Consider the following 12,430-nt stretch of genomic DNA (forward strand, 5'->3'; position numbering starts at 1 on the left):
ATGAAAGACAAACGAACAGCCCATATCATCTCGCATACCCACTGGGATCGGGAATGGTATTTGCCATATGAGAAGCACCATGTATTGCTAGTAAAATTGATGGATACGCTGCTTCATACACTCGATACGGATCCGGACTTCAAAAGCTTTTATTTGGATGGTCAAACGATCATTTTGGAAGATTATTTGCAGGTTCGCCCAGAGAATCGTGAGCGCCTTGAACGTTATATTAAAGAAGGCCGTATTCCGATCGGGCCTTGGTATATTTTGCAGGATGCCTTCCTGACGAGCAGTGAAGCGAATCTTCGCAATTTGCAAATCGGGCATCAGGATGCGAGCCGTTATGGAACGATTGCCAAAGTTGGGTATTTTCCAGATACGTTCGGAAATATCGGTCAAGCCCCGCAAATTTTGCGTCAAGCCGGCATCGATAATGCGGTATTTGGCAGAGGCGTGAAGCCAACGGGCTTTAACAATACAGTAGCAGATTCCGATTATGAATCTTCCTTCTCGGAGCTGATTTGGGAAGGGCCAGACGGCTCGCAAGTGCTGGGCGTATTGTTCGCCAACTGGTACTGCAACGGCATGGAAGTGCCTACAGATGAAGCAAGCGCCAAGGAATATTGGGAGCGCAAGCTGGCTGAGGCAGAGAAGTATGCTGCTACAGGCCAATTGCTGTTCATGAACGGATGCGACCATCAGCCGATTCAGCAGGATCTGTCTGCTGCGCTGAAAACAGCAAGAGAGCTTTTCCCTGATACAGAATTCATTCATTCGAATTTCCAAGATTATTTGGCGTCGGTGAATGCTTCGCTTACACGCGAGCTGTCTGTCGTGAAAGGCGAGCTTCGCAGCCAACGTACAGACGGCTGGTCAACGCTCGTGAATACAGCTTCCGCACGTGTTTACTTGAAGCAAATGAATCAGCTTGGTCAAGCCATGCTGGAGAAGGTAGCGGAGCCGCTTGCTGCGCTTGCTTATTCACTTGGCCACGAATACCCGCATCACTTGTTTACTTACGCTTGGAAAACACTGATGCAGAACCATCCGCATGACAGCATTTGCGGCTGCAGCGTGGACGAGGTTCACCGTGAGATGGTGACTCGCTTCGATAAGAGCCGTCATATTGCGGAAGCGATTATTGACGATAGCAAAGTGATAATTGCCGATGCGGTTGACACTTCCATATTTGAACAATATGGCGAAGATGCATTGCCGTTTGTTGTGTATAATACAACGGGCTGGGATCGCAGCGGAGTAGTAGAGGTTGAGCTGGACATCGCTCGCATTTACTTCCGTGATGGTTTGTCACTGGATGAGATGAACAAGAAAATGTATGCTGTCGATGTAACGGGCAGAACGCTTGTTAATTCAAGCGGCGAAGCCATTGCGCATACAGCTTCTGATATGGGACTTCAATTCGGTTATGATCTGCCAGATGACAAGTTCCGTCAGCCATATATGAGCCGCAAAGTGAAGCTGACATTCGAAGCAGCAGAAGTTGCTGCGCTAGGCTTGGCAGCTTATGGCTATGTTCGGAATGCAAAAGCACAATTGCAGCCATCACAATCGCTGGTTGCTGGAGATCATGCGCTTGAGAACGAATGGCTTCGAATTGATATCGCGCAGGACGGATCGTTTAACTTGACCGATAAACGCAGCGGTCAAATCTATCGCGAGCTTGGCGTGTATGAGAATACAGGCGATATCGGCAACGAATATATGTATAAGCAGCCAACGGGCGAGCAAACGTTGACAACGAAGGGTGTACCTGCAAGCATTCGTCTAATCGAGAATACGGCATACCGTGCGGCATTCGAGATCGTTCATGAATGGGCAGTTCCTGCTTCAGCAGAACCATACTTCGAAGTTGAGAAGCAAGAGGCTGTTTATTTCCCTGAGCGGAAGTCACAACGTACAGAAACGACAGTTCCACTTACAATCAGGACTGAAATTGCAATAAGCCGCAAAGGCGAAGGGGTGGAATGGAAATCCTCCTTCAACAACCAAGCGAAGGATCACCGTGTTCGCGTATTATTCCCAACGGATCTAGAAACGGCTGTTCATCAAGCTGATTCCATCTTCGAGGTTGCAACGCGTGATAACGAGCCGGCAGCAGAGTGGATCAATCCTAGCAATGCGCAGCATCAGCAGGCGTTTGTCGATGTGAGCGGCGAGCAAGCTGGTTTGACGGTTGCCAACCTTGGCCTAAATGAATACGAAGTATTGCGCGATGGACGTAACACCATTGCGATTACATTGCTTCGTGCAGTTGCTGAGCTTGGCGATTGGGGCGTATTCCCTACACCAGAAGCACAATGCTTGGGTGAGCAAAGCTTCAGCTTGACGATCCTTCCGCATAACGGCGACGGAGTTGCATCCGGCGCATATGCAGCGGCATATCAGTTCCAAGTGCCGTGGACGGTTAGCCAGACAGGCGTTCATGCCGGCAAGCTTGCTCCAAATGGCGCTTTATTCGCTTGGGACGGCAGTGGACTAGCATTCTCCTCCATGAAGGTGAATGAGCAATCTGGCGATTTCATGCTTAGATGGTATAATATGAAGCCTTCTGAAACGGCGCTTAAGCTGTCAGAAGCAGCAGCTGTGTCACTTGAACAAGCTTATAAAAGTAATGTGCTTGAGCATGAAGTCGAAAATCTTGCTGTAGATGGACAATCGCTGCTTGAAGTATCGGTTGGTCCTTGTGAGATTTTGACCATTGGGATTAAGCATTCGTAAATAGTAACGAAGCCCTCTGCTATGGACTGCCATACGGAGGGCTTCTTTTTATTTAATAGAGAGGCTCAGGCTATGATCTCGCATTCCAATAATTGTTGCTGAAACTCTCGCAATATCGCTAACAGAGACAGTTGCGGCATGCTATAATAGATATATTCGCGTAACTTAGATCGATAGGAACAGGGTCTCCTCGAGCGGAGGGGCCCTTTTTTATTGAAAATACGGGTACATACCTAGCAGGAGGGGAACAAGGTGGCAAAAGGACCAAAAAGGCCTACTAGAGATGAATTTGAGCTGGAAGAGCTGGGCGAGCGGCTGGTTGAAGCAAAGCAAGAAGGCACAGAGCTGCTTCTTACGATATGGGCAGCAGAGCAAGTTAGAGGCGTCATTACGGTGCTCGATTCAAGAACAAAGAAGGTTCATGTAGAATACATGGGCAGCGTAACAAAGGTTCCTTTCATGGATATTATGAAGGTGGAAAGCCCTTATTAATATCATAACCGTGCAGCAATAACATATGAGCTTTCTATAAAGGGTTTCCCTCGTTCATTCGTTGAACGTTGGGGGCCTTTTTTTGAGCTGGAATATTGCCTCTAATAGTAAGATGGATATGTTCGAGCCTGCATCATTTGAGCAATTGACCTTGGAGGATTATAATAGAAGAAGGTTATGGATGATGCAACAAATGAACTGATATATGAAGGAGGATTTACATACATGTATCCAACACCGCAACAATTAGAAAATTACGCAGAGCTTGTCGTTAAGGTTGGCGTCAACGTGCAGCAAGGACAAACGGTTGTTGTCATGGCACCAATTACAGCAGCTCCACTCGTACGGCTTATTGCATCTGAGGCTTATAAGGCAGGCGCAAAAAATGTCCATGTGGAATATAACGATGAGGAGCTTTCCCGCATCAAATACAAGCAGGCACCTGAAGAGGCTTTCTCGGAGTATCCGTTGTGGCGTGCCAAAGCTTGGGAAGAGTTTGTGGAAAATGGCGCAGCGTTCATCACCATCTACTCTCCGAACCCAGACTTGCTTAACGATGTAGATGCGAAACGCGTGGCAACAGCATCAAAAACAGCTTCAACTGCGCTTAGCGGCTATCGCGGTTCACTAATGAATCATACGAATGCTTGGTCGCTTGTATCCTATGCTACACCGGAATGGGCAGCTAAAGTATTCCCGAATCTCTCGCAGGAAGAAGCGGTGCAGAAGCTTTGGGAACGCATTGTTGATGCTACCCGGATTGGCTTGGAAGATCCTGTTCAAGCGTGGAAAGCGCATAATGCCAAGCTGCTTCAGATGGTTGAGCTGCTGAATGGCAAGCGCTACAAACAGCTTCAATATGAAGCGCCAGGGACGAATTTGACGATAGACCTGCCGGATGGACATATTTGGTTAGGCGGCTCCAAAGCAAATGCAAAGGGCGTTTATTTTAATCCGAATATGCCAACGGAAGAAGTATTCACCATGCCAAATAAGGATGGTGTGAACGGAACGGTTCGCAGCACCAAGCCTTTGAATTACAACGGTCAAGTCATTAATGGCTTCAGTTTGACCTTTAAGGATGGCAAAGTAGTGGATCATTCCGCAGAGCAGGGATATGAGGCGCTCACTAATTTGCTTAACACGGATGAAGGGGCAAGACATCTCGGTGAAGTAGCGCTAGTGCCGCATGATTCACCGATTTCGAACTCCAATGTGACGTTTTTCAATACACTGTATGATGAGAACGCGTCCTGTCATCTTGCGCTGGGTCAAGCGTACCCGGTCAATATTCAAGGCGGTACAAAAATGTCACCTGAGGAGCTTCTCGCTCATGGTGCAAACAGAAGCCTTACTCATGAAGACTTCATGATCGGCTCGGCTGATATGAATATTGACGGTGTGACGCAGGATGGCACTCGCGAGCCCATCTTCCGCAACGGCAATTGGGCGATTTAATTCGTCTGATTTCATGACGTCTATGTAAAAAACTATGTGAAAATCTATGTAAAAAGGCTCCTATTCCGCGGTATTGGCTGTGGTATAGGAGCTTTTTGTGTTTATTGGTGCAGCTGGGAGTTCGTATGTGACTTGTACTCAAATTAAAGGGAAAAACTCCTGTTAAATAATCAGCTTTGCTCATTTAATGCCCGTTAACAGGAATTTCTCCAGCTAATTCAGCCAATCGCAAGTACTTAAGGCTGTATTCACGATATTAACAGGAGTATTTCCAGTTAAACGCGGTAAATACGCCAATTTCAGCTGGATTAGCGGGAGCTTTTCCTGTAAGTGTGAATTTGCACAGCAGCACATTCATTGAATGAAGCAGAATACAGCCAATTAAAAATAAAACTTCTGCATTTCCGCAGGCACGCCATTTCTTTGAAGCAGCTCTTCAAGCGTCTCGCTGGGGGCAGGAGAATCGCCTGCTGTCAGCAGCCTTACGGCAAACTTACTAGCTTGTCGCTCATATTTTCCAACATTAAAAAACGATTGCTCATCCAGCCAAAAACGGTTGAAGCCAGGATGCAAGCGGTCATGCCCGAGCTCATGCGCGCATACGAAGCGGCGCCAATTATCCGGAAGCGAATCGTGAATGACAATAAACCGGCGGCGCAGTTTTTTGAAATAGAGACCACGCGTGCCTTCTCCGAGGTCGGCGTAACGGATATGAATGCCAAGGCCCTCAGCGATGATGAATGGATCGTTAGTCTTGTATTTTCGAATGAGCTTCAAAATCATTTTATCCATAGCAACACCTACCCTTTGGCATCATCAGGAGCATCGTTAGTCGGCTCGGTCTTTTTTTTGTGCTTATTCATATGCTTAGCTTCCCAGAACAACCCTGTAAGCACATCCATGACGCGCTGACGATCGGTAGCACTAAGCGGCACGCCGTCAAACATAATTTCCCCGTCTTCCTCAAGCAGCTTTTTAAAGTCACGCTTATCTTTATACGTAGCCCACTCAGGTATAGTTGCCGAGGCTGCATCGCGGCCAAGCAAATAATCGGTTGTTGTTAGTAAGATATCCGCCATTTTTTGCAAATCTTCACTTGTTGGTGTTACCCGATCATTCTCGATATGACCAAAGTTAGAGCGGCCCATCTCGAGCTTTGCGGCGACATCCTGCTGCGTTAATCCGCGCTCAACCCTCAGTTGTTTAATTCGTGCACCCAATGACATTATAAATACCCTCCGTTTTTGAATATTTGGTATTTTAAATACTTGACGGTAATTAAAATACCAAATACAATGAGATTCATCAGACGAACATTTAAAGAAATGTATCAGCAGATCATTATCGCTATTTTAACTACTTAAAGGTAAGTATATTTTTGATTGGGAGTATTGTCAATACCGGTGATATCGCTATATTTTTTTGTTATGAACGGTATTTTAAATACTCAATATTCATTAAAACCTAGGGGAGGTTATTTGAATGAATGCAGAACAACAGGTGATTGATCAATTACATGCGTATAAACGGCTAAAAGCGAGAAAGAAACAGCTGGAGGGTACCTCGGTAGGACCAGGCATGCGGCTAAGCGCAGTATCTGAGGATGATCATTTGCAGGAGCTTCATCGGCAGCTGCGCAAGCTGCCTTCCTATATGTACTTGGATGAGCAGGATCAGCGTATCGAAGCAGCGGCGCATGCGAATCTATCGAAATATCCTATTGGAACGAAAGCGCAGCTAAACGAAGTAAAGAAAAGCCGTGCAACAGCAAGTCCAACGGATGAAAAGCTGCTGCGAGAGCTGGAGAAAAAGATTGAGAAGGTGCTTGAAGCGCGAGAAGGCTCGGGCGGCTTTGAAGGTTATATGGGCGTCATCGATAAAATAAGCGAACTTCAGGATATAGAGAAGCAGCTGCAATCTATCGATCAAGCGCTTGAAGCGTTAGAAGCATATGCGCCCGATTACGCTCGGCTGCTGAAGCTTCGTTTTATAGAAGGAAAGCCTACAGAGTTTGTTGCTTCGGAGCTGGGTATCGTTGATCGCACGTTCCGAAGATGGAAGCAAAAGGCGCTTCAAGAAGTTGTCCGCTTTCTGTCCGCCTAATGTCCGTTTTCGCTCAAATAACCGTGATATTATGATATTGTACCAAAGATCATAAACGGGGACGAGCGGTGGACGACACCGAGCGTCCCTTTTGTTTTATCCAGATGAGGAGGTGGCTCAGATGTGAGCGCGGGTGGGTGAAATGGTGCAAATCGTAAGAGGGCGGAGGCAGAACAAAATGAACAAAAGCAGATTGCAGGAAGCTGAGCTGGAACCAAGGTTCAGCAAGGAGCAGCTAAAGTCGGCTAGACGGTATACGCCTTCCCAGAAGGATATATTATCCGCCGTGTTGTTGGAGCAAGAAACGTATACTCACGAACAAGCGTTATCGATGATAACAGCCTATTTGAAAAAGGAGGTCATGTAGAACATGGCAGGAGGAACTTATACATCACAAAATAAGGTGCGCCCCGGCGTTTACATTAACCTGGTTGGCGAGAAGAAAACGGTGGGCAGCATGGGAGAGCGCGGAACGGTGTCCGTACCGCTAAACCTTAACTGGGGGCAGTCGAAGGCCGTTATTGCGATCAACGCTAGCGATGATCTGCGAAGCTTGCTTGGTTATGATCTAAGTGCGCCTGAGCTATTGCTGGTACGCGAAGCATTCAAGAAAGCAAAAACGCTGCTCTTATACCGACTAAACGAAGGAACAAAAGCGACGGCTGTCGCTGGCAGCCTAACGCTTACAGCTAAATTCGGCGGTGTTCGAGGCAATGACATCACCGTTGCGGTCAAACAAAATGTTGACGATGAAGCACGATTTGATGTCATCACTTTTGTTGCTAAAGAGGCAGTTGACTCACAAACAGCAGCGAATATCGCAGAGCTGAAATCGAATGCCTTTATAAGCTTTGGCGGTACAGGAGCATTGACGTTAGCAGCAGGCGTTCCGCTTGTTGGCGGCTCCAATGGTACCGTAACGAATCAAGACCATACCGACTATTTGGCGCAAATTGAGCTGAAGGATTTTAATACCATAGCGCTAGTATCCGCCGACTTGTCCTTAAAATCGGTATATGCCGCTTTTGCCCGCCGTCTGCGCGAGGAAGAAGGCCGCAAAATTCAGGTCGTGCTGGCGAATTATCCGTCTGCTGATTCTGAAGGGGTCATCAGCGTCAAAAACGGCGTCAAGCTGCTGGATGGAACGGTTCTTGACGCACAGAAGGCAACGGTTTGGGTTGCTGCGGCAACTGCCGGAGCACCGATGAACAAATCGCTGACCTATGAAGCCTATGAGGAAGCTGCTGATGCGGACATTCGTTATACGAATTCGCAAACGGTAGAGGCGCTGCAAGCTGGTGAGTTTCTGTTCACGGTAAGCGGCGGCAGAGTCATTGTTGAGCAGGATATTAATACGTTCACTGGCTACTCGCCAGAGAAAGGCAAAGCCTTCTCCAAAAACCGAGTCATTCGTGTGCTGGACGGCATTGCGAACGATTTTAAACACATTTTCGAGTCGTTTTATATTGGGAAAGTTGATAATAACGCAGATGGCAGAAGCCTGTTCCGCAACGAGTGCTTGAAATATTTGAACAATCTTCAGTCGCTCAATGCTATTCAAAACTTTGATGCCCAAGCCGATTTGTCGGTTGCAGCTGGTGTCGATACGGACAGCATTATTATTGAGGCTCATATCCAACCGGTTGATAGCGTAGAAAAAGTATATATGAAAGTGACGGTGAAGTAATATGGCATTTTTGAACGCAGGAGATACGATTTCGGGCCGCGAAGGACGGGCTTATACCATTATTAATGGTTTGCAGGAAGAGATGTTTTATATCAAGACGCTGGAGGCAAGCATTGAGAAGCAAAAGGCTGAGATCAAGACGCTTGGCCACCGCGGTTTGCAGCATAAAGCGACGGGATGGTCGGGTACAGGTACGATGACCATCTATTATGTAACGTCAAAATTCCGCCAGATGATGCTGGATTATGTGAATACCGGCGTGGATGCTTATTTTGATATTTCCATTATTAATGAAGATCCGTCTTCGGCTACGGGCAAGCAGACGGTTTTCCTTCATAAGGTGAATCTGAATAAGGTCATAATCGGTAAGCTGGATACGGAAAGCGAAGCTCTTGAAGAAGAGCTGGAATTCACTTTTGAAGGATTGGATATTGCGGAGCAATTTTCAGCTCTTTCTTAAGGCGAAATTAAAAATGATGGAGGCAAGAGACAATGAGTGATTTAAGTGTATTTTTTGCACAAAATGCGGCTGTGGAGTCAACGCAGCCGTTTATCGTATCGGATCGGTTTAAGGATGCAGAAGGGCAGGCTGTTGCTTGGGAGCTGCGCAGCATGACGGAAGCGGAGAACGAGGAGTGCCGCAAGTCATCTACCCGCAAGGTAAAGGGGAAAAATGGCGCATTCACTCCAGAAACCAATACAGACGAGTATTTGGCTAAGCTTGTTGTCAGCAGCATTCAATTCCCGAACCTAAAGGATGCAGATTTGCAAAAATCGTACGGCATCATCGGTGCTGAGAACCTTTTACGCAAAATGCTTCTCCCTGGCGAATATGCCTCACTCGTACAACGAGTGCAAGAAATCAACGGCTTTAACCAAAGCCTAAACGATTTGGCAGATGAAGTAAAAAACTAATAAAAGAGGGCGACGGAGAAGCGAATTACGCTTATTACGCCCTCCACGAGCTTCGTATACTTCCGCATGAGCTCATGACCATGACTCGGCGAGAGAAAGCGGCAATCTATGCCATGATTGACGTTCGTATCGAGAACGAGAAGAAACAGCGCGCCAAAGCAAAACGAAAATAAGGACGGGCCGCGCTCCCATGAGGGAGCGCTTTTGCCCGTGTGAAGGGGGTGGAAGGATGGCGAGTAATTTAATGACCGTTAATAGCTCTATAAAAGTTATTAATAGCATGACCAATTACTTGAAGAAATCGTTGCTGACACTTAATAAATTCGACAAACAATTGAATAAAAGTGTTAACTCCACAAAAGCAATCAACAGAACTAGAGAGCAAGTATTAAAAGTGAATTCCGCTTTTACTAGCATGAATTCAATACTAACTAGCAATATAGATAGGTTTCAAGATCTTGAAAAACATCTAGATAGCTTATCTAATAAAATTCGTACAGTTATACAAATCCAAAATGAACCTAAATCTAATACATTAGGAAGTGAAAAGCCAGCATTCATGAGTATGATGTTGGCTAGAATGTCTTCGATTGAAGGAAAAACGAATGATGCTTCTAAATTTTCTGCGACAGCTCCGTCTAGCCCGCAAGTTTCAGCTGGAACAGGCAGTTCCTTGGCTAATGCAGGGAAAGATATACTCGGTAGACTAACAGGACAGTTGAATAGTTTATACGACAAACCTTTTAAAACGATCTTGCAAATGTCCATTGAGGGAGCATTAAATGAAGATGTGATCAAAAGCATTATTACTAATAAAATGGGAAATGGTGCGGAAGTTGAAGCTCTTTTTGCAAGTATTAAAAGTAATGCTGTAAATTATGGCATGGATCAAGGAGGAGCAGTCCGAGGTGTAATGTCAATGAGATCTATGACTGAAAATCATGATCAGCTTGATAAATTATCTGAACTATCGCTTCGTATGGCCGCACTTGATCCTGGAGGAAGAGGGACAGAATATGCTGCTAATGCCGTGAAATCAGCATATATGGGAGACACGAGTACATTAACAAAACAGTTTAATGTAAAACAATCCACCATTGATTCAATGGATTTAAAGACTTCAGCATCCCCAGAAAAAATGGATGGTTTCATCGCAGCATTTGATGAAATTCTAGAACAATCGGCAATGGGTGAAGAGGCAATTAATAGAATGCTTTCGAGTCCCGCTAAGCAAGCAGAAATATTAAGCCAAAATATTAACGCCGCATTCGCGGGTGCGGGAACAGGAGCAATAACTTTACTCGTTCCAATGTTACAGCAGTTAAATGCTGCATTTAAATCAGAAGGGTTTCTGATCTTCTTCGAGGCAGTGAGTATTGGATTGGCAGCACTTGCCCAAGGGTTGATTGTTGTCATGCAAATTGCTGGTGGTTTAGGGGATTTGTTAGTTGCTTCACTACCAGTTGTAGGTCCAATTGTGCTAGGGATAGTTGCAGCCTTTTGGGCGTATAATGCGGTACTTAAAGCAGTTTCTATTGCAACAGCTATTTATAGTGGATTAATGACGGCCTATAGATTCATAGTTATGGTAGCCACAGTAGTGCAGCTCGGATTATCAGCAGCTATGTGGGCTAATCCGATATCTGTAATTATTGGATTGGTCGTTGGTTTAATCGTTGCTTTCCTAGGCCTAATAGTTGCTTTAAAACCAGTTCGAGACTTTGTTGCAGATGTTTTTCGTACGCTAGGAGATGTGATGGCAAAAGCTGTTGGGTTTTATATCGATTTATGGACAGGTTTTATTAACGGGTTCATTGAGATAATCAACCTATTTTTAGAAGGTGTTGATCAGGTTGTTGGCACTATCGGAAAATTTGTTGGGATTGAAGTAGGTGTCAAACTACAACTTGACAGTGTAGACAGCAGCAAGTTTAAGGCGGGTATTCAGGATGGTATTAAAAACACTTTTAATGCAGTAGGAGATTTTACAGAAAACTTTGATGTGGATTTTATTAAGAAATCCATTGGTCTAGATAATTTAACGAAAATGGCCGGGGACAAAGATAAAATGACCGCATCTAAGGATTCTACAGCGTTTGCAATACCTAATGGTGGGACAGCTTCTAACATCGACCGAGTCGGCGAGGTTGGTAAAATCAACGATAGCGTCGAGATTTCCAGCGAGGATTTGAAGACGATGCGGGAGCTTGCGGAGATGAAGAACATTCAGAACTTCGTGTCGCTGCAGCCTACGGTCAGCGTGCAAACTGGTGATATTAACAATGGCTATGATATCGATACGATTATCGGGCGTATCGAGCGTTCATTGAACGATGAAATTGCCTCATCTGCGGAAGGGGTGTACAACAGATGATTTCAAATGCGCATTATGATTATGAAATCTGGCTTAGCTACAATGATCAAAAGCAGGGCTTCCAGCTCCCGGTCAATCCTCCAGAAATTAAAATTAATGATGGTGCTGGGGGCAAGACCTACGAGGTGTCCGGTTTAGGCGAAATCAATCTCATTCAAAGCTCGAAGCTCACGACGATCTCCTTTGAAAGCTTTTTCCCAAAGACGAACTATCCGTTTGTCGTCAGCAAAACATGGATAGACCCTGCTTTTTATGTCATGGTTATCCTCGATTGGATGGAGAAAAAGTGGCCGATCCGTTTTGTTTATACCGGGGCAACCTTCGATATTAATTTGGCGATGAGCATTGAAAAATTCGAATGGAAGGAAGCGGCGGGCTCTGGGGATATTGAGTACAGTATTTCACTGAAAGAATTTGCTTTTTATGGTGCTAGGCCCGTAGTGATTAAAAAGGGAGCGGCAAGCGTGAAGCCTAACTCACGGCCATCGGATAAGCAAGCTCCAAGCACCTATAAGCTGGTTGCCGGGGATACGCTTATTAAAGTAGCTCGCGTTCAGCTTCACAAAGAAGAGCGTTGGCGGGAAATTCAGAAGCTGAACGGTATTAAGGATGCACAGCTCAAAAAGCTGCCCATCGGGATGACGCTAAAGCTGCCGAGGTGA

The 12,430-nt window shown here is 45.7% G+C and carries 12 protein-coding genes; 10 read left to right on the forward strand and 2 right to left on the reverse strand.

Annotation, left to right across the window (positions count from 1 at the left end; all coding sequences use genetic code 11):
* From AC1DOV_RS22715 to AC1DOV_RS22725, 3 genes are all read left to right on the forward strand, one after another.
* Positions 1-2,739: an alpha-mannosidase gene (locus AC1DOV_RS22715; RefSeq protein WP_477551154.1), complete on the forward strand. Its 2,739-nt coding sequence runs from the start codon at positions 1-3 to the stop codon at positions 2,737-2,739.
* Positions 2,740-2,991: 252 nt separating this feature from the next.
* Entirely contained in the window at positions 2,992-3,231 is a 240-nt protein-coding gene (locus AC1DOV_RS22720) for a YolD-like family protein (protein WP_076269718.1), read from the forward strand.
* A 225-nt stretch (positions 3,232-3,456) separates the two neighbouring features.
* Positions 3,457-4,689 (forward strand): aminopeptidase, encoded by a 1,233-nt coding sequence (locus tag AC1DOV_RS22725; protein WP_477551155.1) that lies wholly within the window; start codon positions 3,457-3,459, stop codon positions 4,687-4,689.
* A gap of 381 nt (positions 4,690-5,070) precedes the next feature.
* Here the strand turns inward: AC1DOV_RS22725 and AC1DOV_RS22730 are convergent, their stop codons facing one another.
* Both AC1DOV_RS22730 and AC1DOV_RS22735 read right to left on the reverse strand, forming a co-directional pair.
* Entirely contained in the window at positions 5,071-5,481 is a 411-nt protein-coding gene (locus AC1DOV_RS22730) for an ImmA/IrrE family metallo-endopeptidase (RefSeq protein WP_477551156.1), read from the reverse strand.
* A gap of 8 nt (positions 5,482-5,489) precedes the next feature.
* A complete protein-coding gene (locus tag AC1DOV_RS22735; protein WP_076269721.1) occupies positions 5,490-5,915 on the reverse strand; it encodes a helix-turn-helix domain-containing protein in 426 nt (141 codons plus the stop codon).
* 256 nt (positions 5,916-6,171) lie between these two features.
* Between AC1DOV_RS22735 and AC1DOV_RS22740 the strand changes: the two genes are divergently transcribed.
* The 7 genes from AC1DOV_RS22740 to AC1DOV_RS22770 all read left to right on the forward strand — a co-directional run bounded on the left by AC1DOV_RS22740 (position 6,172) and on the right by AC1DOV_RS22770 (position 12,430).
* Positions 6,172-6,792: an ECF-type sigma factor gene (locus tag AC1DOV_RS22740; protein WP_477551157.1), complete on the forward strand. Its 621-nt coding sequence runs from the start codon at positions 6,172-6,174 to the stop codon at positions 6,790-6,792.
* Positions 6,793-6,970: 178 nt separating this feature from the next.
* The gene (locus AC1DOV_RS22745; RefSeq protein ID WP_339207325.1) at positions 6,971-7,159 is read left to right on the forward strand and encodes a hypothetical protein; all 189 of its coding nucleotides are present in this window, start codon (positions 6,971-6,973) and stop codon (positions 7,157-7,159) included.
* A gap of 3 nt (positions 7,160-7,162) precedes the next feature.
* Positions 7,163-8,479, forward strand: coding sequence for a phage tail sheath family protein (locus AC1DOV_RS22750; protein ID WP_477551158.1), 1,317 nt, complete (start codon positions 7,163-7,165; stop codon positions 8,477-8,479).
* 1 nt (position 8,480) lies between these two features.
* A complete protein-coding gene (locus AC1DOV_RS22755) occupies positions 8,481-8,939 on the forward strand; it encodes a phage tail tube protein (protein WP_076269725.1) in 459 nt (152 codons plus the stop codon).
* 32 nt (positions 8,940-8,971) lie between these two features.
* Positions 8,972-9,394, forward strand: coding sequence for a phage tail assembly chaperone (locus AC1DOV_RS22760; RefSeq protein WP_076269726.1), 423 nt, complete (start codon positions 8,972-8,974; stop codon positions 9,392-9,394).
* A gap of 229 nt (positions 9,395-9,623) precedes the next feature.
* Entirely contained in the window at positions 9,624-11,768 is a 2,145-nt protein-coding gene (locus AC1DOV_RS22765; RefSeq protein WP_477551159.1) for a hypothetical protein, read from the forward strand.
* Complete coding sequence (locus tag AC1DOV_RS22770; RefSeq protein WP_477510243.1) at positions 11,765-12,430, forward strand: LysM peptidoglycan-binding domain-containing protein; 666 nt, start codon at positions 11,765-11,767, stop codon at positions 12,428-12,430. Before AC1DOV_RS22765 ends, AC1DOV_RS22770 begins: the two co-directional genes overlap by 4 nt.

The organism is Paenibacillus sp. 01T47 (genome assembly GCF_056398245.1).

What these genes read in the sequence shown, in the direction of transcription:
- AC1DOV_RS22715 (WP_477551154.1), top strand. Translation starts at nt 1, where the DNA reads ATGAAAGACAAACGAACAGCCCATATCATCTCGCATACCCACTGGGAT.
- AC1DOV_RS22725 (WP_477551155.1), top strand. Translation starts at nt 3,457, where the DNA reads ATGTATCCAACACCGCAACAATTAGAAAATTACGCAGAGCTTGTCGTT.
- AC1DOV_RS22730 (WP_477551156.1), bottom strand. Translation starts at nt 5,481, where the DNA reads ATGGATAAAATGATTTTGAAGCTCATTCGAAAATACAAGACTAACGAT.
- AC1DOV_RS22735 (WP_076269721.1), bottom strand. Translation starts at nt 5,915, where the DNA reads ATGTCATTGGGTGCACGAATTAAACAACTGAGGGTTGAGCGCGGATTA.
- AC1DOV_RS22740 (WP_477551157.1), top strand. Translation starts at nt 6,172, where the DNA reads ATGAATGCAGAACAACAGGTGATTGATCAATTACATGCGTATAAACGG.
- AC1DOV_RS22745 (WP_339207325.1), top strand. Translation starts at nt 6,971, where the DNA reads ATGAACAAAAGCAGATTGCAGGAAGCTGAGCTGGAACCAAGGTTCAGC.
- AC1DOV_RS22750 (WP_477551158.1), top strand. Translation starts at nt 7,163, where the DNA reads ATGGCAGGAGGAACTTATACATCACAAAATAAGGTGCGCCCCGGCGTT.
- AC1DOV_RS22755 (WP_076269725.1), top strand. Translation starts at nt 8,481, where the DNA reads ATGGCATTTTTGAACGCAGGAGATACGATTTCGGGCCGCGAAGGACGG.
- AC1DOV_RS22760 (WP_076269726.1), top strand. Translation starts at nt 8,972, where the DNA reads ATGAGTGATTTAAGTGTATTTTTTGCACAAAATGCGGCTGTGGAGTCA.
- AC1DOV_RS22765 (WP_477551159.1), top strand. Translation starts at nt 9,624, where the DNA reads ATGGCGAGTAATTTAATGACCGTTAATAGCTCTATAAAAGTTATTAAT.
- AC1DOV_RS22770 (WP_477510243.1), top strand. Translation starts at nt 11,765, where the DNA reads ATGATTTCAAATGCGCATTATGATTATGAAATCTGGCTTAGCTACAAT.